This window comes from Bacillus sp. REN16 (assembly GCF_020731355.1).
Taxonomy (GTDB): domain Bacteria; phylum Bacillota; class Bacilli; order Bacillales; family Bacillaceae_L; genus Ferdinandcohnia.
In genome coordinates, this window is record NZ_JAJFZK010000008.1 from 206226 (window position 1) to 231631 (window position 25406).

At 36.8% G+C, this 25406-nt stretch carries 20 protein-coding genes and 1 pseudogene; 17 read left to right on the forward strand and 4 right to left on the reverse strand.

Annotated features, from left to right (window positions below; genetic code table 11):
- The first annotated feature begins 78 nt into the window (after positions 1 to 78).
- From LKW28_RS13365 to LKW28_RS13370, 3 genes are all read left to right on the forward strand, one after another.
- Entirely contained in the window at positions 79 to 3054 is a 2976-nt protein-coding gene (locus LKW28_RS13365; RefSeq protein WP_324255035.1) for an SNF2 helicase associated domain-containing protein, read from the forward strand.
- Positions 3055 to 3066: 12 nt separating this feature from the next.
- Positions 3067 to 3402 carry a helicase-related protein gene (locus tag LKW28_RS23145; protein WP_324255036.1) on the forward strand — a complete coding sequence of 112 codons (336 nt, stop codon included), beginning with the start codon at positions 3067 to 3069 and terminating at the stop codon, positions 3400 to 3402.
- 112 nt (positions 3403 to 3514) lie between these two features.
- The gene (locus tag LKW28_RS13370; RefSeq protein ID WP_229140868.1) at positions 3515 to 4468 is read left to right on the forward strand and encodes a cation diffusion facilitator family transporter; all 954 of its coding nucleotides are present in this window, start codon (positions 3515 to 3517) and stop codon (positions 4466 to 4468) included.
- A 70-nt stretch (positions 4469 to 4538) separates the two neighbouring features.
- On the opposite strand, the gene LKW28_RS13375 is transcribed toward LKW28_RS13370, so the two are convergent.
- The gene (locus LKW28_RS13375; RefSeq protein WP_229140869.1) at positions 4539 to 6071 is read right to left on the reverse strand and encodes a glycine betaine uptake BCCT transporter; all 1533 of its coding nucleotides are present in this window, start codon (positions 6069 to 6071) and stop codon (positions 4539 to 4541) included.
- Positions 6072 to 6339: 268 nt separating this feature from the next.
- Between LKW28_RS13375 and LKW28_RS13380 the strand changes: the two genes are divergently transcribed.
- Positions 6340 to 8967 (forward strand): putative bifunctional diguanylate cyclase/phosphodiesterase, encoded by a 2628-nt coding sequence (locus LKW28_RS13380; RefSeq protein WP_229140870.1) that lies wholly within the window; start codon positions 6340 to 6342, stop codon positions 8965 to 8967.
- Between the two features lie 471 nt (positions 8968 to 9438).
- Here the strand turns inward: LKW28_RS13380 and LKW28_RS13385 are convergent, their stop codons facing one another.
- The gene (locus LKW28_RS13385) at positions 9439 to 9606 is read right to left on the reverse strand and encodes a hypothetical protein (protein WP_229140871.1); all 168 of its coding nucleotides are present in this window, start codon (positions 9604 to 9606) and stop codon (positions 9439 to 9441) included.
- Positions 9607 to 9751: 145 nt separating this feature from the next.
- Positions 9752 to 10045, reverse strand: coding sequence for a hypothetical protein (locus LKW28_RS13390; protein ID WP_229140872.1), 294 nt, complete (start codon positions 10043 to 10045; stop codon positions 9752 to 9754).
- Positions 10046 to 10621: 576 nt separating this feature from the next.
- On the opposite strand from LKW28_RS13390, the gene LKW28_RS13395 reads away from it, so the two are divergent.
- The 12 genes from LKW28_RS13395 to LKW28_RS13450 all read left to right on the forward strand — a co-directional run bounded on the left by LKW28_RS13395 (position 10622) and on the right by LKW28_RS13450 (position 23997).
- Positions 10622 to 12121 carry a class I adenylate-forming enzyme family protein gene (locus LKW28_RS13395; protein ID WP_229140873.1) on the forward strand — a complete coding sequence of 500 codons (1500 nt, stop codon included), beginning with the start codon at positions 10622 to 10624 and terminating at the stop codon, positions 12119 to 12121.
- Positions 12122 to 12199: 78 nt separating this feature from the next.
- Positions 12200 to 12973, forward strand: coding sequence for a helix-turn-helix domain-containing protein (locus tag LKW28_RS13400; protein ID WP_229140874.1), 774 nt, complete (start codon positions 12200 to 12202; stop codon positions 12971 to 12973).
- A gap of 195 nt (positions 12974 to 13168) precedes the next feature.
- Positions 13169 to 14305 carry an XdhC family protein gene (locus LKW28_RS13405; protein ID WP_229140875.1) on the forward strand — a complete coding sequence of 379 codons (1137 nt, stop codon included), beginning with the start codon at positions 13169 to 13171 and terminating at the stop codon, positions 14303 to 14305.
- Positions 14302 to 14916 carry a nucleotidyltransferase family protein gene (locus LKW28_RS13410; RefSeq protein ID WP_229140876.1) on the forward strand — a complete coding sequence of 205 codons (615 nt, stop codon included), beginning with the start codon at positions 14302 to 14304 and terminating at the stop codon, positions 14914 to 14916. The genes LKW28_RS13405 and LKW28_RS13410 overlap by 4 nt, the downstream gene beginning before the upstream one ends.
- Positions 14900 to 17311, forward strand: a complete 2412-nt coding sequence (locus LKW28_RS13415) for a xanthine dehydrogenase family protein molybdopterin-binding subunit (protein WP_229140877.1) — start codon at positions 14900 to 14902, stop codon at positions 17309 to 17311. The genes LKW28_RS13410 and LKW28_RS13415 overlap by 17 nt, the downstream gene beginning before the upstream one ends.
- 19 nt (positions 17312 to 17330) lie before the next feature.
- Positions 17331 to 17786, forward strand: a complete 456-nt coding sequence (locus LKW28_RS13420) for an SRPBCC family protein (protein WP_229140878.1) — start codon at positions 17331 to 17333, stop codon at positions 17784 to 17786.
- 18 nt (positions 17787 to 17804) lie between these two features.
- Entirely contained in the window at positions 17805 to 18680 is an 876-nt protein-coding gene (locus tag LKW28_RS23150; RefSeq protein WP_229140879.1) for an FAD binding domain-containing protein, read from the forward strand.
- 2 nt (positions 18681 to 18682) lie between these two features.
- Complete coding sequence (locus LKW28_RS13430) at positions 18683 to 19186, forward strand: (2Fe-2S)-binding protein (protein ID WP_229140880.1); 504 nt, start codon at positions 18683 to 18685, stop codon at positions 19184 to 19186.
- 3 nt (positions 19187 to 19189) lie between these two features.
- The gene (locus tag LKW28_RS13435) at positions 19190 to 20743 is read left to right on the forward strand and encodes a class I adenylate-forming enzyme family protein (protein ID WP_229140881.1); all 1554 of its coding nucleotides are present in this window, start codon (positions 19190 to 19192) and stop codon (positions 20741 to 20743) included.
- Entirely contained in the window at positions 20743 to 21543 is an 801-nt protein-coding gene (locus tag LKW28_RS13440; RefSeq protein ID WP_229140882.1) for an enoyl-CoA hydratase/isomerase family protein, read from the forward strand. The genes LKW28_RS13435 and LKW28_RS13440 overlap by 1 nt, the downstream gene beginning before the upstream one ends.
- A gap of 83 nt (positions 21544 to 21626) precedes the next feature.
- Positions 21627 to 22883, forward strand: a complete 1257-nt coding sequence (locus tag LKW28_RS13445) for a benzoate/H(+) symporter BenE family transporter (protein WP_229140883.1) — start codon at positions 21627 to 21629, stop codon at positions 22881 to 22883.
- Between the two features lie 130 nt (positions 22884 to 23013).
- Positions 23014 to 23997: an MBL fold metallo-hydrolase gene (locus LKW28_RS13450; RefSeq protein WP_229140884.1), complete on the forward strand. Its 984-nt coding sequence runs from the start codon at positions 23014 to 23016 to the stop codon at positions 23995 to 23997.
- A gap of 29 nt (positions 23998 to 24026) precedes the next feature.
- Here LKW28_RS13450 and LKW28_RS23260 read toward each other — a convergent pair.
- Positions 24027 to 24215 (reverse strand): annotated as a pseudogene (locus LKW28_RS23260) (hypothetical protein); the annotation flags it as partial.
- A gap of 203 nt (positions 24216 to 24418) precedes the next feature.
- On the opposite strand from LKW28_RS23260, the gene glsA reads away from it, so the two are divergent.
- Complete coding sequence (glsA, locus tag LKW28_RS13460; protein WP_229140885.1) at positions 24419 to 25348, forward strand: glutaminase A; 930 nt, start codon at positions 24419 to 24421, stop codon at positions 25346 to 25348.
- The last annotated feature ends 58 nt before the right edge of the window (positions 25349 to 25406 follow it).

The following is a 25406-nucleotide window of genomic DNA, read 5'->3' on the forward strand; positions in this document are numbered from 1 at the left end:
TTATAAATCTAGTATTATAAGTCTATATATTCCTAACTAAATATTTAAGATTAATAGGGTACAAAAGGTGTGATAAATATGATTAGCAAAATAACAAAAGATGAAATTGTAAAAAAATTTTCAAATACAGTATATCGCCGTGGGCTTAGTTACTTTCGTGAGGGACGTGTCCGAAATTTGGCGCATGATCCCGTAAGAAACATGTGGATTGCAAGTGTGCGCGGCTCCAAATCCTATAAAGTCACAATTGAGGAAGATAAGTTTGGAATATCTTCAGAATGTAACTGTCCAGCGTATGAAACATACTGGGCGCCTTGTAAACACATTGCTGCGGTTATGTTAAAAATCTATTACAGTAATCAAGAAAGTACTGTTACTTCCGGTGCACATTCCATTCCCGATCAGATACAAAATGTTAATATTCAAAAACAATTGGACAATATTCAAATGCTTCAACAGGAATTGAAAAGGGATAGGGAAAAAAGGCAAGGCATCCATGTAAAGTATCTTACGAATCAATTTATTCAAACAATCTCGGGTTTATCGATTGATAGAAATGAACATAGAGCTGCGAATTCACAATCACCCTTAATGGTTGACTGGATTCTAAGAATTTATAAACCATACTACACATCAAAACCATTTCTGTCATTGGAAATAAAGGTTGGTCAAAAGCGAACTTATGTGGTTAAGAAAATAAAAGAATTTCTTAAAGCTATTAAAGTTCAAGCGCAATATCCATTTACAAAAAGCTTTACCTATGATCCGACAGAAATGGTGTTTACACCGGAGGATCAAGAGATTATTAATCTTTTACATGACGCAATCAAATATGAGGAAGTCTATCAGGAATACAACAATCCTTATCAAGTGACACGGTCTTCTGATGAGCGCATGCTTACCATCCCGCCAATGATTGCAGATGAACTTCTTACAAAGTTTGATCAAAAGCTAATTCGCTTTGAAATGGAGGGGGAAGTATTTAATCACATTGAAATTCAAGATACCGAGCTTCCATTTTCCGTTAAATTAGATACAGGGAGAGCAGACGAATTCCAGTTGGATTTAACCGCTTTCCAATCCTTTAGATATATTGATTTATACGGTTACCTGATCTTAGATAATCATTTTTATAAAATATCGGAAGAGCAGCAACTCCTCATTAAGGAACTAAAGAAGTTAATTGATCAGTCGAGAAACCCTATCTTACCAATTGCTAATGACCAAATCGAGCCCTTTGTTTCCCAGGTGGTTCCGAGAATCGGGAAGGTTAGTAAATTGGTGATAAGTGATAAAGTTTCAGAAAAAATTAGTAAATTTCCATTGAAGACTAAGCTGATTGTCGACCGTCGTGGCGAGTTACTCACTGTTTCTTTGGAATTTTGGTATGGTGAGGATAAAATAAATCCGTTTGAACAATCAAGACCTGATAAAGTTGGGCGCATACTAATGCGGGATTCAGAGAAGGAACAGGAGATAATGAACGTGATTGAGTCAACATCTCTAAGGCTCAATGAAAAGATGCTATATGTTGAAGGCGAGGAAGAAATTTTTGAGTTTTTATATGGTATTCTTCCAAAGCTTGAGGATAAGGCTGAAATTTACCTTACAAGCAGTGTTAAGTCATTACTCTTACCGAATAGCCATAACCCAGTAACAAATATCGATGTTGATTCATCAGGGAATTGGCTTGAGGTGCGTTTTGATATGGATGGTATTGAACAGGACGAAGTTAAAAATATATTACAATCAGTCGTTGAAAAGAAAAGATATTACCGACTCCCTAATGGTGCATTCGTTTCCCTGGAATCTGAGGAATTTCATTCTATTCAAAACATGATTCAAGAGTTAAGGATTGACCCATTGCAATTACAAACGGACAAAGTCCAGCTCCCTATATACAGAGGCTTACAGCTTGATGAAATGATTGACAAGAAAGCGGGAAACAAAGCAAAATACGGAAAACAGTTTCGGCGCTTCTTAAATCGTTTGAAAAATCCAGAGGAGCTCGAAGTTGAGGTTCCTGAATCGTTACAAGCTACTTTAAGGGACTATCAACACTATGGATATCAATGGCTTAAAACCCTAAAAAGTTATGGGCTCGGTGGAATCCTTTCTGATGATATGGGGTTAGGGAAGACGTTGCAAAGCATTTCTTATATTTTATCTGAGAAAGAAAGCAACAAGGATAGCGGGCCTGCATTGATTGTGGCACCTGCATCACTTGTCTATAATTGGAAAAATGAATTTCAAAAGTTCTCCCCCACTTTAACGGTTGAAGTGATGATTGGAGACCCCGGGGAGAGAACAGAAAGGCTACAAAATAGTACGTTACCCGATGTTTGGATTACGTCCTACCATACATTAAGACAGGATATCGATTCTTATAGACAACATAAGTTCAGTACACTTATTTTAGACGAGGCCCAGGTGGTTAAAAATTATACAACCAAAATATCGAAAGCGGTCAGGGGTATTCAGGCTGATACACGTTTTGCGCTAAGCGGGACACCGGTTGAAAACTCAATTGATGAGCTTTGGTCCATTTTTCAAACGATCATGCCCAACTTTTTCCCTAATCAAAGGACATTTCGTCAATTAGAGCCAGAAAAGGTTGCAAAAATGATTCGGCCGTTTTTATTACGAAGGGTAAAGAAAGATGTATTAAAGGAATTGCCCGATAAAATCGAAACGGTTAACTATTCTGAGCTAACGAACCAACAAAAAAAGTTATATCTAGCATACTTGGAAAAAATCCAAAAGGAATCAAAGGAATCACTCGAAGGAGAAGGTTTTCAAAAAAGCCGGATAAAAATCCTAGCTGGTTTGACGAGACTTCGTCAACTATGCTGTCATCCATCGTTATTTTTGGACAACTACAATGGGGATTCAGGCAAGCTACAGCAGTTAATGGAAATTGTTAACAATGCTGTTGAGAACGGAAGACGGATCTTGATTTTTTCTCAGTTCACAAGCATGCTTTCAATAATTCGTGAGCATTTAAATAAAGCGGGATTGAATTACTTTTATCTAGATGGGCAAACAGCACCTTAGGAAAGGGTTAAGATGGTGGATCAATTTAATCAAGGTGAAGGAGATGTATTTTTACTTTCATTAAAAGCCGGAAATACTGGACTCAATTTAACAGGTGCGGACACGGTTATCCTATATGATCTTTGGTGGAATCCAGCTGTTGAAGAGCAAGCTGCGGGAAGGGCACATCGTATGGGTCAAAAAAATGTCGTTCAAGTGATCAGACTCATCACCCAAGGGACTATAGAAGAAAAAATATATGAACTTCAACAAAACAAAAAGGAGCTCATTGAAACGGTCATTCAACCAGGTGACCAAGCAATCTCGACCATTACTGAACAAGAAATTAGGGCAATATTGAATATATGATTTTTGGTGCCTATCCTGGTGGTTGGGCACCTTTTTTACTGTTATCCTGATAATATTTTCAAAAGTAATAAATACTACAATTATTACCATGATTCATCCATTGGAGGTTACTATGGCAAAAAAACAGGGGTTATTAAAGAATGGAAACAAGTCCTCTTTAATTGCGGCAATTGTAAATACGATTATTGCGATTATTAAAGGAGTTGCGTACTTCTTTACAGGAAATGTCGCAATGTTTGCGGAAACGATGCATTCTTTAGGGGATGCAGCCAATCAATTTTTCGTGTTTATCGGGAGTGCATTAAGTAAAAAAATGCCGTCTGAAAAATATCCGAATGGTTTTGGCCGTCTGGTAAATCTGGTTTTACTCGGTGCTGTTCTCATCGTTGGAATAATGAGCTATGAAACAATAAAAGAAGGGTATCACCATATTAAACACCCAACTGAATCTACTGGTATCGCCATTAACCTGTCCGTTTTAGGGTTGGCAGCCCTCTTGGAGTCATACGTTCTTTTTAAGGCAATGAAGGAGGTTCTGCACGAAGCACATGTGGAAGCAACTGGATTTGCCGTTGTAGGTAAAAGCTTTGGTCATTTAGGAAGGGCAACACCTGCAACAAAGCTTGTATTTATGGAGGATTTAGTCGCAACTCTGGGTGGACTTATTGCTATTATTGGGATATTACTCTCTTATTATGGAGGTTGGCATGCTGCCGAAGGAATTGCCTCGATTATCATTGGTCTCATGATGTTTTATGTTGTAGGTAAAGTATTCTTGGACAATGCCAAAGGGGTGCTTGGGGAAGCAGACGAAGAACTAGAAAACAAAATTGCGGAATGTATTTTTAAGAACCCAGAAATCAAAGATATAAACACATTGTTTGCCATGAAGGAAGGGGAGGATTTCCATATCGAAATGAAGCTGGAAATTGACCCGAATATAACAGTTAAAGAAGCTATTCAAATAAAAAACAAAATTGAAGAAAAAATTCAAGGATTGAAAGGAGTGACTGATGTCATCATTGAGTTCGTAGAGGACGATGGTGTGAAGTCATGGACACAATGAATTGTTCCTAACTAAGTTCACATGAAAAAAACAAAAAACCGGGATATTCATCCTGGTTTTTTGTTGTTATTTAATGTTGCTGTGGTGAAGTCGTTTTCTTTGGTTTAGGCTTTAAATATAAGCCAAGTTCTTTTTTCTCTTTTGTTAATGAGCGGTACAGGGAAATCATCATCAGCACCATAATAATGGAGAATGGGAAAGCTGCTGCAATGAGTGCATTTTGTAATGCTTGTAACCCTCCACTGTATAATAAAATTAAGGCAACGGTTGATTGTAGGATTCCCCAAGTTAGTTTTACATTGTTAGGGGGTGTGAGTGACCCGTATGTTGTTTGCATCCCTAGTACAAATGTTGCAGAGTCAGCAGACGTAATAAAGAATGTTCCAACAAGTACAATAGCTACTACCGATAAAATAACGGACAGGGAAGATTGATTGAAAATAGCGAAAAGAACCTCTTCAGTAGCAAATTGCGATAGATCAACAATGCTTTCCTTTTGAACCTCTACTGCGGAAGTTCCGAATACGGCAAACCATAAAAAGCTTACCAGAGCAGGAAGTAATAAAACACCTATAATAAATTGACGAATCGTTCTTCCTCTAGAGACACGTGCAATAAAAATACCTACAAATGGCGACCATGAAATCCACCAAGCCCAGTAGAAAATAGTCCAACCATTAATCCAAGAGCGATGTTCCTCATTAAGTGGGGCAATCCGAAAACTCATTTGTACAATATTTTGTATATATCCACCTATTGTATCTGTAAACATGTCAAGAATTAGAACAGTAGGGCCAGAAACAAACATTAAAATGAGTAAAGCAAGTGCTAAAATCATGTTTGCATTACTTAAATATTTAATACCTTTACTTAATCCCGACCATGCCGAAATCATAAATAAGACGGTAACAATAGCAATAATGATGAATTGGACGAAAAAATTATTAGGTATTCCAAGTAGAAACGAAAGCCCACCATTAATTTGTGCGGCTCCAAAACCTAATGTTGTTGCGACACCAACAACGGTTGCTACCACGGCTAACACATCGACAAGTGTACCTAGTCTCCCTTCCATTGCTTTTTTTCCTAAAACAGGCTTTAAGGTTGCTGATATGAGACCAGGTTCGCCTTTCCGAAAATTAAAATAGGCTAAGGAAAGAGCAACAAGCGCATATATTCCCCAGGCATGAATCCCCCAATGGAAAAAGGTATAGCGCATTGCTTCTTTTTGGGCAGCATTTGTAGCGCCTTCTGCAAGTGGTGGAGTAAGATAATGGGAAAGCGGTTCTGCTGCGCCCCAAAACACAAGTCCAATCCCCATCCCTGCACTAAACAACATGGCAAACCAAGATGTGTTTGAATACTCGGGTTTTTCATCAGGCTTTCCAAGACGGATCGTGCCGACAGGGCTAAAAATAAGAAAAACACAGAAAATCACAATGATTGTAACTAAAATTAAGTAGTACCATCCAAAGGCTGAAGTGATAAATGCTTGAAAATTATTCGTTACTTCCTCAAAACTATTTGGTGCAGCAACACCAAATATGACAGCTGCAAGAACGATTGCAGTAGAGATCCAAAAAACATTCGATACTTTTTTCATTATAAAATCCTTTCTATATTAAAAACTTATATGTATTTCATAGCTTTCCCACACTCCAAAATAATTAGCTCATTTTAGGTTAACAGAGTTTATTGTTTTTTTCCAACAAAACTAAAGTGTTGTCAGTCGTGGGTTATAAAGGAAAGTAGTAATAATAGGCATCATTTAAAGAGAAAATATCGGAATAATTTGTAGAACTTATGATATTATCATAATCATAATGAAAAATCGTTTTACATAGATCGTATGAAAAATTAGAGGAGACTTTATGATAGGATTGACACAAATAAAAGGCAAACTGAATAGCGACATAATCCTATTAGTAGCCCTAATGGGACTGGTACTGCTCGCCTCTCACTTTAAATTGTCACTTTTGTATGGAATAACATTCACTTTTGCGAGTATCTTTCTATTTTTAATACTTCGCATATTTGGCTATACCGCTGCGATTGTAACCGGGCTTATCACAATCTTCTTTGCTCTCATTTTTTCAAATAGTCCATTTTATTCAATCATAGGCTTGGTGGAAATCATTTTTGTTGGTGCGTTTTTCCTGCGTGGCAGAAAAGCAAAAATGTTCTTTGTTGATGTGTTTTTTTGGTTCTCGATTGGAATAGGGCTATTATTTTTTGCAGGTCGAGAATCTTTATCAGGGACTACACTTTATTTTTTAATCAGTAAAGATATTACGAATGGGCTTTTCAATGTTTTAGTAGCAGACGTGCTCCTGGCCTATTTTCCATTTTATAAATTGGTTAAGAATAACCGGCTAAATAAAAATAATGTGTCGATTCATCAGTTTTTATCCCAGATCACCATTTTCACCATACTTGTTCCGTTTTTTATAAGTGTGATGATAAATGCAGTGAATACGTTTGAACTCATAAAAAAGGATTTGGGTTCTGTTGGGGAAACGAGGGTAAATCGAATAGAGAATGAGTTTCTTCAATTGGAAAAAGACAATGGCACAATCGATGTAAAGCAAATTGAGGACATCATTTGGCGCAATAAGACTAAAGAAAGCGAAATTATTATCTTTGATAATAAGAATAATGTCATAGCATCTACAGCCTTGGTCGATTTTGATCCTAATAGGTTTGAGATTCGTGAGATTTCACCAAGATTATTTGAAGCGTTGCCAGTTACTGAGGATGATGTTCAGCCAATTACAAGATGGATGGATGCGTTTTATTTTTATACAAGGGATACAGATTCATTTCGAATCATGCTCCAATTCCCTATTGCCGGGGATCAACAACAGCTCTTTAATACTTCACTTGATCAGCTAAAATTCTTACTCATTCTTGCAATATCAGCTATTTCTTTTGTGGTGGTCATTAGTCGGCTTCTTACGAATAACTTAAAGCAGCTGACAACAATAACGACTGGTTTACCAAATAAGCTGCGAAGAATGGAGAATATTGAGTGGCCTCAAAGTACAATTTCAGAGCTGCGAGTGTTAGGTAAAAATCTTAAAAAGATGGCAGATAAGTTGAAGGAGCTTTTTCAAGAAAGTATCGAAATGAACCATATTTTAAAAGAACAAACTGTGAAACTGAAGGAATCCGAGGACAAGCTCCATAAGCTAGCTTTTTATGACAGCTTGACTTATCTACCTAATCGTTATTTTTTTCAAAAATACGTTCGAGATTTAATTAGAAATTGCCTTAAAAAGGAAATTGCGATTATCTTTATTGACCTAAATCAATTCAAGCAAATAAATGATACTTTGGGCCATGAGGCCGGAGATATGCTTCTTAAAGCAACTGGGAATAAGCTGAAGACATTGCAAGCAGATAATCGGCAGGTATTCCGACTTGGCGGGGATGAGTTTGTTGTCGTTCATTCGGTGGAAAATAGAGAGGAAGTCCATCAAACCTTAGATATGATTGTTAAGGAATTTTCATCCTATTTCACCATCTCAGGTCAAGACCACTACATTACCGCTAGCATTGGAGTAAGTATGTACCCTGAGAATGGGGAAGACTTAGATGAATTAGTAAAATATGCAGATATTGCCATGTATATATCAAAGGAGATGGGCGGCAACACGGTTCAGTTTTTTGATGAATCGATGAAAAATAAATTCCAGCAGCGTCTAACTATTGAAAACTCCTTGCGCATTGCAGTTGATAAAGAAGGGTTTGAACAGTTTTATCAGCCCAAAATATTTGCAGGCAAAATAACAGGTATCGAAGCCCTGCTTCGCTGGAATGATCCTGTTTTAGGTACAGTTTCTCCAGGGGTGTTTATTGAAGTGGCTGAGGAAATCGGCTTAATTTCTCAAATTGACGAATGGTCCCTTGTTCAGGCATGCAGGCAGAATAAACAATGGCAACTTAACAATCTATTACACGTTCCGATTTCAGTAAACCTCTCGGCAAAGCATTTTCAACAAGAATTTTTAGTGTCTATGGTAAAGAATGCGTTGGAGAATTCAGGATTAGAGCCCAAATATTTAAAACTCGAAATTACAGAAAGTGTGTTTATTTCAGACCAACAGCGTGTTGCGGAGAGGATTCAAAAACTAAAAGAGCTTGGAGTGCAAATCTCCATCGATGATTTTGGTAAAGGATACTCATCCCTGTACCAATTATTAAAGCTTCCAATTGATGAAATTAAAATTGATCGAAAATTTATCCATAATATTGATAAAAATGATAAAAAGGCTTTATTGGTTAAGGCGATTTTTGATATCGCACACGGGCTGCAACTGAATGTAGTCGCTGAGGGTGTAGAAACATGGGATGAATGTGGAATGCTTGTGGATATGGGCTGTGATGAAATTCAAGGCTATTTATTCAGTCGACCAATCAGTAAAGAAGACATGGTTGAATTCATTCATCATAAAAATTCAAATATGATAGAAGCGGCAGTTGAAGAGGATAGATTATAAGGAAAAGGAGGATTCCACGGTGAATAACGGGTTCCGTTAACTATCACAAACATTAAAAATGTAAGTTAAAATGAGTGCCAATTTGCATATGAAATTGACGCTCATTTTTTATTGGGAGTAAAGCCATTTGTGCTGAAATTATATAAAAAGTTGTATAGGAAAATGACCCCCAAATTGTAGGGGTACAATGGCTGTTGTACCCCTACAATTTGGCATACATTTTATCTTACAAAAGTACTTAGAAACATAGGAAATCCTATCCTTAATTGAATACCCAGTGATATTTAAAATAAGCGGAGATATTTCCATTAAATGCAGAATAGAGCTCTTTTCGGGGTTGATAGGGGGAAATTTTCCGCTTATGCAAAGAAAAATCCCCAATTTTTACGTTACTTGAGTCAATAGGGGAAATTTCTCCTCTTATTTACGCTATTTTTTAGCCTATTTACAAATTAAGAGGAATTTCTCCCTCTATTTTTTAAAATCCGGTGCGTAAGCTGCCCCCCTAACCTCTTTTCCAATCAAAAATGGCTCAGTGAACTGAGCCACCTTATTTTTAATTGCAAAAACAGATACAAAAAGCAGTACAAAATGGGCTACATTTTCGGGTTTTGCGACAGGAAACGGAACCCGTTCCACGGTGAACCTCCTTTTTTCAATGTCTAGCTCAAGAAGCCATCTCGGCTCTTGGGTCTAGCCAATCGCTTCGGAAGGTAAAATGCACCTTCTGTCAGCGCACGTCTTATGCTTGTCGCCGATTAGCAGAAGCATTAAGCTTATCTCCTCATATTGTAATATTTACATCTCCGTCTTCACTTATTTTAACGGTTGTATAGCTTTCAAATGTGGACATCTCGGTGATTTCTCGTTTTTCCTCACTCGCAAAACTCTCCATATATCGTTGATACGTTTCGGGATCTTTCACGATGTGATAATAATACGTCATCTTTCCATCGTTATCACTATGTGTCCGTAGGAAAAATCTGTCTTGAAACTCGTTCTTAAACCATTCTCTCGCTTCCATATGATTCGAAAAATCCGGCATGTTGTCGTAAATTGATGTTATATCAATATTCATGTTGAATCACCTCTCTGAGATTTTCGGTTGTGATTAGTATGTCCAGCTATTTACATCACATCCATGACGGAAGGATGTCTAATTTTGGTGCTAAAACCAGAATTGAGCCTAATAGTCTTGTTGCCGGTATACCAGCTAAAGTAATAAAATCGATTTCGCCTGATGAAAGTGAAAGAATAAGAGAATCAGAAATGGAATATGTCAGGTTAGGCAAGTTATATTCAAATAAGATTCAACCGGTGAAGATTAAATAATGGTCATACAGGAAAAATTGTGGTTTAAATGTAGGAGATTATCAACCTAGACACCGGTTACCCTTTAAAGAACTTTCTAACACTCACAAATGGTATTCCAACAATGTTTGTGGGTGTATTTATTTTGTGTGAAAAAGGATGAAATGAGAAGCTCTGAACTCTTTTCACCGATGTCATGACAACTTATGATGTAAATGAATTATTGTTGTGACCTTACACAATAAATGGTATATTGAATGGAAGTTAGAGTATTGAAAATTCAGAAAAAGAATCTAATCGAAAACTTTGTCGAGAGAGTATAAACGTTTTAGGAGGAGATAGGATGGATTTGAATCAAATTTTCAATTTCGCAGTCGAAAGATTTCCGAATAAAATTGCCGTTGTGGATGGAGAAAGAAAATATACATATCGTCAGTTAGGAAAAGAAGTTAATAGTGTAGCGTCCTCTTTTCATAAAATTGGTATAAAGAAAAAAGACCGAATTGCTCTTTTGTTGAAGAATAGGTTAGAATCAATCGTTATTTTTTGGGCCATTCAAAAGCTTGGTGCTATTTTTGCTCCAATAAATAGTAGACAATCCCAAGAAGTTGTTCATTATTGTTTAAATGATCTTGAGGCTAAATTAATCATATATGAACAATCCACCGAAATCTTAATCAATAAAACAAAATTTAAAGAACGTCCACTTTTATTAAATATAGATGGAAAAGGTGATATTAATTATTCTGAACTAACAAGATTAAGTTCGAATGATTTTAATCCGAATGAGATTAATAGTGACGATTTAGCTGTCATACTCTATACATCTGGGACAACTGGAAGACCAAAAGGAGTACCTCGTTCTCATCAAAATGAGTATTCTTCATCGTATGCTCATATCTTTCAATGTCATTATCAGTTGCATGATACGACCTTAGGGGTGATGCCTCTTTATCATACGATGGGACTGCGTTCACTAATCAGTATGGTTATGTTAAATGGAACATACATCATTCAAAGAGAATTTGATGCTTATGATGCTGTTACATTAATTGAGACAGAAAAAATAACATGTTTATACTTATTTCCAAATATGTACTATGATATTGCCATGCTTACTGATATTACAAGTTCTTATTTTAACGAAATTCGAACAATCGCATATGCGGGTGCTCCAATGTCTAAGAGAGTAGTTCAGTTATGTCAAGATATTTTTCAGCCCTCGTATTTTGTGAATCATTATGGGAGCACAGAAGTGTATACGTTTACTTATTGTGATAACATTGATAAAAAGCCTGGTTGCGCTGGCAAACCTGGTATTCATCAAAACATTCGAATTATTGAACCCGATATTAAACGAACAAAAACTCCAGAGGATATTGTAGAAGAAGGAAAAGTAGGGGAAATTATTGTAAATTTGCAATCACCCGAAGCGTTTAAAGGATATTGGAATAAGCCAGATTTAACAAAACGTAGTGTTGTACAAAGTTGGTATTATACTGGAGATTTAGGTTATATCGATTCTGATGGTGATATGTATGTAGTGGGCAGAATTGATGAGATGATTCTTTGTGCAGGGGATAACATATACCCCTTAGAGGTTGAAAATGTATTAATGGAACATCCAAAAGTTGATAAAGCAGTTGTAGTCGGAGAATGTGATGAGCGTTGGGGACAAATTGTTGTTGCGATTATCGTTCCAAGTGACGATACATTATCAGTGGGTGAGTTAGACTTATTTTGCAAAAATCATCCGATATTATCTAATTATAAAAGACCACGACGCTATATATTTGAATCAACCTTACCAAAAAAATATTTAAGAACAAAGACTTTTGTGTAGTTGGGGTTAAATGGTAAATATTTAAATTTTTCTCATTTCGCAAAATTTTAAAAATCAGCCATAGGAGGGGAATTCAAAATGGCGAACATATTAATAGTTGATGATGAATTTGAAAGTCGGTATTCCCTTCGTGAATTTGTTAATTCAAGTAAATATAATTATTTTTCAGTACATGAATCAGAAACGTATGAAAAAGGGGAAATGCTACTAAAGCAAATAAAACCATCTATACTTATCGCCGAGATATCTTTACCAGATCGTAGTGGTTTAGAATTAGGGATGGAGGCTATTCGGTGGGATCCAAATATTTCAGTCATAATTATTACTCATCTTCAAATTTTTGAATATGTGCAAAAAAGTATAAATCTTGGGTTTTCTGGGTATTTATTAAAACCATGTTCCAAGAGTGATATAATAAAAATTTTTGATAGAATCATGATCAAAAGTATATCTAACGAATCAGAACAATTTATTGGTAACAATAAATTACCTACAAATCCTGATTTAGCGAATCCTATAAATGCTTCTATTCAATATATCCAAGAAAATTTCAAAGAACCCATTACATTGAATCAAGTTGCTGATACCGTATATTTAAGTCCCTCACATTTTAGTCGTTTGTTTAAAGAGGAAATGGGTGTTAACTTTATTGAATATTTAACTTCATATCGTATTGAACAATCAAAAAAATTATTAAAAATGACCGCTTTACCAATTGAAGTAATTGCTCATCAGATCGGTTTCACAAGCTCTGGGTATTTTGCAACGACCTTTAAGAAAAGCGAAAGTTGTACACCCTCAGAATATAGAAATTTGTTTTTTAACAAGCAAATAATTAGAAAGGAAGGATAAATCTAAAAGGATTTATCTTTTTTTTGTGTCTCCTTCTTTAGGTTTATTGAATGAGCATGAACGTCTATATCTTCCCCGCTAAACGAAATAAACTTTGTTAATAAAAATTTAGAAGTAACTATGACAAAAATGTGAAACTTGAAGATTCTGATTATTTTTATAATTGGTTTATATTTCAAAGGGAGTGAGGAGCTATTGAAAGTAACAACAGAACTCATGAGATGCATACAGAACAATGAAAAAGCAGTCCTTGCTACTATTATTGACAAGAATGGGTCTTCGTATCGACAAATTGGTGCAAAAAGCCTCATCCTTGAAAATGGAAGAAGTTATGGAATTCTCAGTGGTGGTTGCGTTGAACAAGATTTATTTGAACATGCAAAAGAAGTGTTTGAAAATGGTCATCCTAAGCAAGTAATCTATGATCTGCGAAATGATGATGACGCACCATGGGGACTAGGTGTGGGATGCAATGGAGAAATTACAATATGGCTATCTCTTATTGATCCTATTAATAAGAAGTTTGAAACAGACAAAATGTTAAACATCTTTAATAAAAAATATAAAAGGACTACTCCATATACTATATATACAGTTCTTCAGTCAAGTAATCACAGATTAATGCCATTAGGTCACATGTTGGAAGCAAGTGAAATACAAGAAAGCCCAAACTTGATAGGGTTAAACTCGAACAGCGGAATGATAACACATACATTTTTGATTAATAACGAACTTGTTTCAACAACGTTATTTTTGGAAACGATTACACCGACGCCTAACATAGTCATATTTGGTGCAGGGCCGGATGCTATACCTTTGATTCAACAATTGAAACTTCTAGATTGGAGGGTGACGGTTGTAGATCATCGCCCAGGATATTTGGAGCAAATTCAACAATCAAATGTTGATGATTCAATCCTTGTTCCACCAAGACAATTTCCGGCAGATGTAGATTTTCATTCCAATTTGTACGCTGTGATTATGACGCATCATTATGAACAGGACCTCATTTATCTAGAAGGATTACTTCACTCAGAAATCAATTACATTGGATTATTAGGACCAAAGAAAAGGTTTCTAAAATTAAAAAAAGATTTAGAGCAAAAAGGAATTTCGATTCCTTCAAAGATTGAAAATAATATTTATACTCCAATTGGGCTTGATATTGGATCTGAAACTCCTCAGGAAATCGCACTAAGTATTGTAGCTGAAATCATGGGTCATAAAAATAATACGTCCAACCGGTCTTTAAAATTTAAAAAAGATTCGATTCACATTAAAGAGTCAATTCCAAATCATGAATCAAGGCCAAACGAATTGGTAGCAAAATGAAAAAAGAAATATGGAACATTGTATTAGCAGCGGGTCTTTCTACAAGAATGCAAGGGTGTCATAAATTAGCGTTGGATTTAGATGGAGAAACAATTTTACGATATACCGTAAAAAAAGTGTTACGCAATCAAGCAGATCATACAGTGGTGGTATTGAATCAGCAATTTCCACTATTGGTACGGGAGCTATCAGATTTACCTGTGTCTATTGTTTGGAATCATGTCACATCACAGGGAATGAGCAGCTCACTTAAATTAGGAATTGAATGTCTCCCTTCCACTTGTGATGCTGCAATGATTTTATTAGCTGATCAGCCAGAGATAAAAATAGAGGTTATGAATGAAATACTTACTTTGTATCAAACATCAAAACAATCATTGATAGTAACGTCTTATTTAGGAAAGACTCGCCATCCTATCATTTTTGGCAAACCGTTTTTCAAAGACTTGATGGACTTAACTGGGGACGAAGGTGCCAAATCTATTATTCAATCAAATCGAAAACATGCCCTTATTCACACAGTAGAAGAAAAAGCTCCTGAAGATATTGATACAGTAGAAGATTATATCAGTTTATTAAAAAGGAGGAAGGAAATTGACATTTTTGGGTAAGCCTATGAATCGTGTTGAGGATGCGCGATTATTGTCTGGGCAAGGCACATATATAGAAGACCTCTCACCATTACCAAACATTCATTACGCAGCTATTCTAAGAAGTCCACATGCACATGCCCGTATCATTGATATCCATATCGAAGAAGCAGTGAAAGTACCAGGTGTTGTAGGTGTCGTGATTGGTAAGCAAGTGGAAGAGTTAACAAAACCATTTCCTGTAGGTGTAAAAGCCCCGGTAAAATATTATCCAATTGCAGTGGATAAAGTTCGTTTTGTTGGGGAGACAGTTGCTGTTGTTGTAGCAAAAAATCGGTACATTGCTGAAGATGCGGTTTCTAAAATTAAGGTGGATTATGAACCGTTAGCTGCGGTAGTTCAGATTGAAGACGCTCTATCTCCTGATTCAGAAATTTTACATGAAGAAGTAGGAAATAACATTGTAAATCATCGTCACTTTAATTACGGAAACGTAGAAGAAGCATTTAACAATGCTGATCATGTTATAAGTAGGAAATTTACATTTCCAAAGGTTACTGCAACACCTGTTGAAAATTACGGGGTTATCGCAAACTTTACCCAAAGTGAAGGGGCATATACGATTTGGGCAAATTTCCATGGTCCATTCACACTTCATTCGGTTATGACTGCTGCACTTAAAGTACCAAGTAATAGACTTCGCATTATCACTCCAAAAGATATTGGAGGTAGCTATGGTATCAAAGCAGGTGTATTTCCTTACATGGTATTAATGGGAGTTGTTTCACGAATTGTAGGTGTACCCGTGAAATGGATTGAAGATCGCCAAGAACATCTATTAGCCAGTTCAAGTGGAACAGATCGTGTAACCTGGATTGATGTCGCTGTACAAAATGATGGGACTATTCTAGGTATGAAGATGAAGTTTGCAGATAATGTCGGAGCATATATTCGAGCACCAGAACCAGCTAGTTTATATCGTACACATTCAAATTCGACAGGAGCATATCGTATTCAAAACCTACAAATGGAAGCGATTGCGGTTGTGACAAACAAGTTACCGACAGGCTTAATACGTGGATATGGTGGTCCACAGCTTTATTTTCCATTAGAAAGAATGGTACAAATTATTTCACATGAACTTGACTTAGATCCTATTGAAGTAATTAGTAAGAATCTTATAAGAAAGGAAGAATTTCCATATCAAACAGCACCGGGTGGTATTTATGATAGTGGGGATTATCATAAAGCCTTACAGCTGGCTCTTCAAACGATTGACTATGAAGGTTTTAGACAAAAACAAAAAGAGGCTTGGAAACAAGGAAAATACTTAGGAATAGGATTTGCAAGCATTGTCGAGCCATCAGGATCTAATATGGGTTATGTCACGATTGCATTAACACCTGAAGAAAGAGCAAAATCACTACCAAAATCAGGTACTAATGAAGGAGCCACCATTTCCATTGATCCAATGGGTGGTATCACTGCTAGAATAAGTACGGTTCCTACTGGTCAAGGTCATGAAACGGTTACCGCTCAAATTATAGGAGATATACTAGGAGTTGACCCAAGCACGATTCGGGTAGTTGCTGAATTAGATACACTAACAAGCCCGTGGTCAGTAGCTTCTGGTAGCTATTCTAGTAGATTTGCTCCTATTGGTTCAAGTGCAGTCTATCAAGCTGCCCAAAAGGTAAAGTTGAAATTACTAGAAATTGCAAAAGATCAATTGGATGTAACAGTAGATGAATTAGTTATGCGAGACGGAAAAGTTTGGGTGAAAGATGATTCAACAAGAAATATCTCACTTAAAAGATTAGTAGGGCTGGCTCATTGGAATCCTGATGGACTTCCGACCGGAGTAGAGCCTGGAATTCATGAGACAGCATTTTTCAGTCTATCAACTGCCAAACCACCGAATGAAAAGGACCTGGTTAATGGCTCTGTAACATATGGATTTGTATTTGATGCCGTTCAAGTAGAGGTAGATATTGAAACAGGTGAAGTGAAAATCCTAGACTATACGACCATTCATGATGCGGGGAAACTGTTAAATCCAAAAATCGTAGAAGGTCAAATTATGGGTGGGTTAGCACATGGACTCGGTGCAGCATTATATGAAGAGCTTGTTTATGACGAAAAAGGTCAGTTTTTAACGGGAAGCTTTATGGATTACCTATGTCCAACAGCAACAGAGATCCCAAAAGTCACAATTAAGCATATTGAAACAGCATCTCCATTGACTCCATTAGGAGCAAAAGGATTAGGAGAAGGTAATACGATGAGTGCACCAGCTGTAATTGCGAATGCAGTAACGGATGCATTAAAGCCATTTAATCTATCATTTAATCAACTTCCATTATCACCTGATCGTGTTTGGTCAGCAATTCATAAAAAACAGGAAGTAAAGATATAACACTAAAGGAGGAAATATCATGAATGGTGAAGGAAATATTCAACTAAATGGAAATGTAGAAACTGTTTTTAATAATTTATTAGACCCTGAAGTACTAAAAAGTTGCATAATGGGTTGTGAAGAATTACAGAAACAAGGGGATAATGTTTATCTTGCAAATCTTTCTGTTGGGGTTGCAGCTGTTAAAGGAAAATATGATGCGACGATTACACTTAGTGACCTAGAACCACCAAATCACTATAAGTTGATTGTTCACGGCGAAGGTGCACCAGGATTTGTTGATGCAGAGGCAGATATTTATCTCACACAGCTAGATGAAGAAAATACTGAGCTTAGATATGTCTATGAAGCAGCGGTTGGTGGAAAAGTGGCCTCGATTGGTCAAAGAATGCTCGGTGGAGTCGCTAAGCTCATCATAAAAGACTTTTTTAAGAAAATAAAAAAGGAACTAGAAAAGGTTGATATTGCTAATTAGAGAGGAGGCGGGGGCATCGTGAAACCAGCTACTTTTAACTACCTACGTCCTTCAAGTATAGAAGAAGCAGTAAAATTATTAAATGAGTATGGTGATGAATGCAAAATCATCGCTGGAGGGCAAAGCTTTATTCCAATCTTAAATATGAGGATGTCCGACCCGGGTTGCCTGATTGATATAAGTCAAATTGACGAATTAAAAGGAATTCGAATAGAGGACGAAGTTTTAAAAATTGGTGCTCTAACCATTCAAAGAAAACTGGAGCAGTCTGATTTGATCAAACAACATGCTCCATTGCTTGCGGAAGCAGCTAGATATATAGGTCATGTTCAAACACGTAATAGAGGAACGATAGGTGGTAGTGTTGCACATGCAGATCCAAGTGCGGAATTGCCCCTTAGTTTCTTGGCACTTGATGCTACAATTGTCATTCAAAACGTTGATGAAGTCAGAGAGACGAGTATCAATGATTTCTTCATAACGTACTTAACAACAGAACTAATGCCAGAGGATATGTTAACTGAGATACATGTACCATTGTCCCGTTGGAACGGATATGCATTTGAAGAATTTAGTAGAAGACATGGAGACTTTGCATTAGTTGCGGTTGCTTGTGTTCTTACTACCGATGATAGTGGAACAATTGATGATGCAAGAATCGTTTTAGGTGGAGTAGATGCAGTACCATTATTAGCTGAAGAAGCAATGGAATATTTAGTTGGAAAAAATCTAACAGAAAAAACACTTGAAAGAGCATCAGAATTAGCAATAGTTGATGCTGACCCAGATGAAGATTTACACGCTTCAAAAGAATATAGACTTCATTTATCAAAGGTATTAACTAGAAGGGCGTTATTGAAAGCATACAATCGAGAATTACAAAAGGAGGGCTAATATTGTCGTATTCCACACTAAAAGAAAAGATCAAAGTCTCATTCTCTATAAATGGAAAGGTGGTGGAAGAGCAAGTAGAGCCTAGAAAGTTGCTAAGTGATTTTATTAGAGAAGAACTTGGCTTAACAGGGACACATGTTGGATGTGAACATGGAGTATGTGGTTCTTGTACTGTTCTCTACAACGGAGCTGCAGTTAGAAGCTGTTTAATGTTTGCAGTACAAGCAAATGGCTCTGAAATTCAAACAATTGAAGGATTGGCTAAGGATGGGCAACAGCATGTTTTACAGCAATCTTTTAGTGAATGCCATGGTTTACAATGTGGCTTTTGTACGCCAGGGATTTTAATGTCCTCTCTTGAAATGTTGAATAACAATGAAAAACCATCAACAGAGGAAATTAAAGAAATGCTCTCGGGACATTTATGTCGATGTACTGGCTACACTGGAATTATTGAAGCAATAGAGAAGGCTTGTGAAATGAATAATTGCAAAGAAGGTGAATAATGAATGGATCTTGGAAAATTATTTAATTTTGCAGTGCATAGGTTTCCTTCCAAAACAGCAATTGTTGAAGGTGAAAGAAGATTAACGTATAAGGAATTTAATCAAATTACGAATAAGATTGCATTTTCATTACAAAAGCATGGAATTAAAAAAGGTGACCGTGTTGTCATTATCTTAAAAAATCGATTAGAGATGGTTGCGTTATATTGGGCCATTCAAAAATTGGGTGCGGTATTTACACCTATTAATTTTCGTCTTTCAACAGAAGAGGTTGCTTATTGTGTAAATAATGCAGATGCGAAAGCTGTAGTATATGAACCAAGTAGTCAGGCTGCAGCACTTGAAGGGAAGTATGAGCACAAACCATTATTTATAAGTGTACTAGGAGCATCAGGTGGCGACGTAACGTATGAAGAACTTCTTGATCATAACCAAGAGTCTTTTGACGAACCAACTATTCATTTTGATGACATTTGTTTAATGCTTTACACTTCAGGAACTACTGGTAAACCAAAGGGTGTACCTAGAAGTCACAAGAATGAGTATAGCGCAGCAACTGCACATATTATTCAAAACAAATATGTGCTACATGAAAGTACACTTGGTGTCATGCCACTTTACCATACAATGGGAATGCGCTCTCTTTTATCAATGACATTCTTAAATGGTAAGTTATGCATGATTCCAGATAACGATACACTAACAATGCTAAAAGTGATGGAAGAAGAAGAAGTAAGCTGTGTGTATTTAGTCCCAACAATTATCCATGACCTTTTACATCATAAGAATTTCGATACTTTCAATCTACTGAGTCTTCGAAAGATTGGATATGCAGGAGCTTCGATGACATCAGAGTTAACAAAAGAAGTAATTAGCAAGCTTAAACCAGAAGTGTTTGTCAATCACTATGGTTCTACAGAGGTCTATACATTCACTATTTGTGATTATCTAGATAAAAAACCAGGTTGTGCAGGGAAGGCAGGTTTTCATCAACAATTAAGATTAGTTACACCCGACCCTGATGGAAACTCGACACCAGATGATATTATTCCAAACGGTACTCCAGGAGAAATCATAATAAATATCGATTCGATTGAAGCATTTAAAGGCTATTGGAATCGACCAGACGCAAATAAAAAATCAATCCGAAATGGCTGGTATTTTACAGGAGACATGGGTGTGCTAGACGAAGATGGGGATTTGTACGTGGTTGGACGTGTAGATGACATGATTATTTCTGGTGGCGAAAATATACATCCACTTGAAGTAGAAGATGTTATAGCATCACATCCGAACGTTTTGGAGGTAGCAGTTGCAGGAATACCAGATGAACGATTTGGTGAGAAGGTAGTTGCTTTTGTCGTTAGCAAGGGTGAGAGACTAACAACTGAGGAATTAGACAGTTTCTGTAAACAGTCGAGCCAACTTGCAAACTTCAAACGCCCAAGAGAGTACAAGTTTATTAAAGAAATTCCGAAAAGTCCAGTTGGTAAAATCTTAAGAAGAAAATTAAAAGAAAACTATCAAACATTTAAAATTGAGGAGAGTGTACTATAATGACAACAATTAATAACCAAACAACTCAGTGGGACCATATTTCTGTAGAAAAAGATGTTGAGGCAAAAACAGCAACGATTATTTTGGATCGACCAGAAAAAATGAACACTTTAAGCTTTATTGCTCGTTCACATCTTCATGCAATTTTTAATGAATTAAATCACGATGATGATGTAAGGGTTATCATTATTAAGGGTGCTGGTGAAAAGGCATTTACTTCTGGTGGTAATATCGCTGAATTCATGGAGCAGCATCCAGCGGTACTCTCAGAATTACATGTAAATGTAGCCGCACCAGAACGTTCTCCAAAACCTGTTATTGCACAATTACAAGGGTATACCTTTGGGGTTGGACTAGAGATTGCAATGGCTTGCGATTTCCGAATCGCAGCTGATAACACACTATTAGCTTTACCAGAAATCAACCTAGGTATGATTCCAGGAAGTGGTGGCTCACAACGTGTAGCAAAAATTGTTGGGGTTGGAAGAGCAAAAGACATGATTATGAGAGGGCGCCGTATTCCAGCCGAAGAAGCACATCAGTGGGGATTATTAACAACAGTTACCTCTCCTGAAAACGTAGAAGAAGAGGTAGACAAATTAGTAAAGGATCTAGTAAGACTTTCTCCGATGACACTAAGTGTGTTAAAGCGTGTAATAAACTCTTCCCAAGATACACCCCTTAGTATGGGAATGGAAATTGAAGGATTTGCCTATGGAATGCTTCGTTCGACAGAAGACTTTAATGAAGGTGTTCAAGCGTTTGGAAATAAGGTAAAACCTAATTTCAAAGGGAAATAAGGTCTATCTTTATCTGTAATTATTTAATAAAGGAGGCTATATATGAAATATTCTGTTGGAGAAAGTGTAAGGTTGNGCTATATATGAAATATTCTGTTGGAGAAAGTGTAAGGTTGTTACCCAAGTATTTAAATGCAAATACGTTTAGTGCGGGGACAATTGCTGCTATTTTCGGTTGTACGGGTCCAGCATTAATTATTATTGGTGGTGCAACAGATGCTGGATTGTCCATTGAACAAACCATTTCCTGGCTGTTTTCTGTGTATTTTTTTGGTAGTTTAATAGGAATATATTTAGCATTAAAATATCGCCAACCAATTGCTGGAGCTTGGTCTATACCTGGGGCTGTTCTAGTAGCTGGAGGTTTACAGCATTATTCACTAAGTGAAATATCTGGAGCTTACCTAGTTGCTGGTATTCTTGTATTTATCCTTGGGATTTCTGGACTTATTGGAAAAACAATGAAATGGATACCTGTACCAATTGTAATGGCAATGATTGTTGGAGCAATGATCCGATTTGGAACCGGTATGTTTACCGCTTTAGAAAGCGTACCCATCATCGTAGGCTCAGCAATCTTAGTTTATTTATTTTCTTCACGATTCATAAAAAAAGTACCTCCAATCTTAATATCTTTTGTTGTTGGCGGTGTTCTCGCTGCAATTATGGGTGATTTTCAGTCATCCACTATGAATGCAGGGTTTACCCTACCTGAAATATTGATGCCAGCTTTTTCAATTGAAGCAATCATATCAGTTGGAATTCCTTTAGCCCTATTGGTAATTGGTGCCGAAAATGCGCAATCAATTGGAGTATTAATGGCAGAAGGATACAAACCACCAATTAATGAAATGACAATTTGGAGTGGTATTGGTGGGATTGTTACATCATTCTTTGGAGGACATAATGCTAATATTGCAGGACCAATGACCGCAATATGCTCATCGAAAGAGTCTGGTGAAAATAAAGATGGTCGCTATGCAGCAGTTATAGTAAACGGGGTAATATTTGGTTGCTTTGGATTAATTGCAGGGATTGCGGTACCGTTTGTTACTGCTTTACCAGGAGCATTAATTGCTACTGTTGCAGGTTTGGCAATGATAGGTGTTCTTTTAAGTTCACTGCAAACAGCTTTCTCAGAGAAAAGATTTCAAATTGGAGCATTTTTCTCATTGGTCATTGCAATGTCAGGTGTAAGTTTCTTTAGTGTAAGCTCACCTTTCTGGGCGCTTATTGGTGGTGTATTAGTTTCACTAATCATTGAAAAGGCTGATTTTGATTCCTTTAGATCGGAAATAGAGGTTACAAAAATGCAAGAAGAAATTGAAAAAGTAGTTTGATTTAACAAATGAATGGACACCTTTTTGGACAATACGGACGAAGGTGTCCTTTCTTTCGATTGAGTACAAGGTTAATGAAATCTAAGGAATCAAACTACTCGAAGAGAACAAAATCTAACTGAGGTGAGCCATGAATATTGAAAAAATTGAATTTGGTGGCTATCGTATTGGAATTCCAGTTCCTTTTCCAATGAAGTATGTCTATTGTTATCTTTTTAAACAGAATAATGGTTATGTGTTGATTGACGTAGGTTTAAATTATCCGGCAGCACGAGAAATGTGGCAGGAAATATTTGACCATTTTGAAATCGGACCTCAAGATATTCGAACAATATATTTAACCCACTTCCATCCAGACCACTCTGGTCTTTCTGGTTGGATGCAAGAGCACTCGGGTGCTGATCTATTTATGAATGAAGTGGACGCTAGAATGATCGAGCTCGAATGGGGTGAGGGTAATGTATATGTTGCAAGAATGAAGGAAATGGTATTACAGCATGGAGTTCCAGTCGATTTAGCTGATGAAATCACCGACCAAATGGATAATTTACAAAAGAATGTTCTCCCACTGCCTGCTTCAAAACCAATCGGTGATAAGATTGAGTTTGGCGAAAAACAATGGTCAGTTATTCATACCCCAGGGCATAGTCCTGGACATATTTGCTTTTTTCAGGAAGAAGAAGGTATCTTAATTGGTGGCGATCATGTTCTTGAAAAGATTACACCGAATATTAGTGTAATGCCAGGTGCATGTCAGCAGCCGTTACATGAATATATTGACTCGTTACGGAAACTTAAAAAGTATCCGATTAAGAAAATATACCCTGCCCATCATACACCAGTTCTAAACGTAAATGAACGAATCGACGAATTAATCCAGCATCATGAGGAGCGGCTTGCATATATTGAGAGCTTAGCTGATCATAATACAACTTATGAGATTGCGAAGATATTATTTTCCTATAAAGAGCTAAATTCACATCAATGGCGTTTCGCAATTGCAGAAACAATCGCGCACTTAAACTATTTAGAACGAGAGGGCCGGATTACAAAACAAAATCAAGATCCCATTGTTTATATAAAAAAATATAAAATCGGATCTAAAAACACATGAAACTATCATGTGTTTTTTTGTTTCTGATATTATAAAAAAACGATCTGTGGATAACTGTTTTGTTGAGTTCCTTGTTCAATCACTTGTCCGTGGTTCATTACAAGAATTAAATCAGCATCCTTAATTGTTGATAAACGGTGGGCAATGACGAAATTTGTCCGTCCATGCATCAAACGATTCATTGCTTTTTGGATAAAACGTTCAGTCCTCGTATCAACACTGTGGAGTTGTTAGAGAAAAAAGGCTTTTACGCGGATCTATACAATAGTCAGTTCGCTGAAAAGGCAACAGGATAGTAATTAAAACACATTTCCTAGGGTACACATATGCAGTTAACAAAGGCCCTTCCCATTTCCGGGAATGGGCTATGTTATTTTCATAGTAAAATTACATTTAGTAAATACTACTGATGGTGATGAAAATGGCTTGTCAATCAAGTGACGAATTAAAAGAGCTGGTTCAAGAAGCACGACCAATAGCGAAACACGGTCTTGTGGCAGATTATATACCTGCACTCGGAAAAGCAAACCCTAACGACTTGTCGATTGCGATCAATTATCCTGATGGCCGCTGCTATTCTGCTGGGGATATAGAAAAGAAAATCTCCTTGCAGAGTATCTCCAAGGTCATTACGCTTGCACTTGTCTTAATGGACAGAGACAAAGAGTATGTCTTTGAGAGAGTTGGCATGGAGCCGACTGGAGATCCATTTAACTCCATTGCAAAGCTAGAATCGATGGCACCGTCTAAACCATTGAATCCGATGATCAATGCGGGGGCACTTGCTGTAACTAATATGATCAAAGGGAATAAGGTGGACGAACGGTTTCAAAGATTACTAACATTTATCCGAGAATTAGCAGGGAATGATACGATTCAATATAATGAAGAAATTGCCCGTTCTGAATTTGAAACAGCGAATTTAAATCGCGCCTTATGTTATTTTTTAAAGCAACATCAAATCATTGATGGAAATGTAGAAGAACTAATTGATTTGTATACAAAGCAATGTGCAATCGAAATGAATTGCCTTGATTTATCGAGGATTGGACTCGTATTTGCATTAGACGGAATTGAACCGCAAACGGGCAGACAAATTATGCCAGCCAATATTGCCCGCATTTGTAAAACGTTTATGGTGACCTGTGGGATGTACAATGCCTCAGGGGAGTTTGCGATAAAAATTGGGATACCTGCGAAAAGCGGTGTATCTGGTGGTATTATGGGGGCTGTGCCCGGAAAATTTGGGATCGGCATATTTGGCCCGGCCTTAGATGAGAAAGGGAATAGTATTGCGGGGATAAAGCTTCTTGAGCTTCTATCTAAGAACTACAACCTGAGCATGTTTTGAGAAATACAGATTGGATGTTTTTTCATTGCAATCAAAAGACCCATGATATAAGATAGCT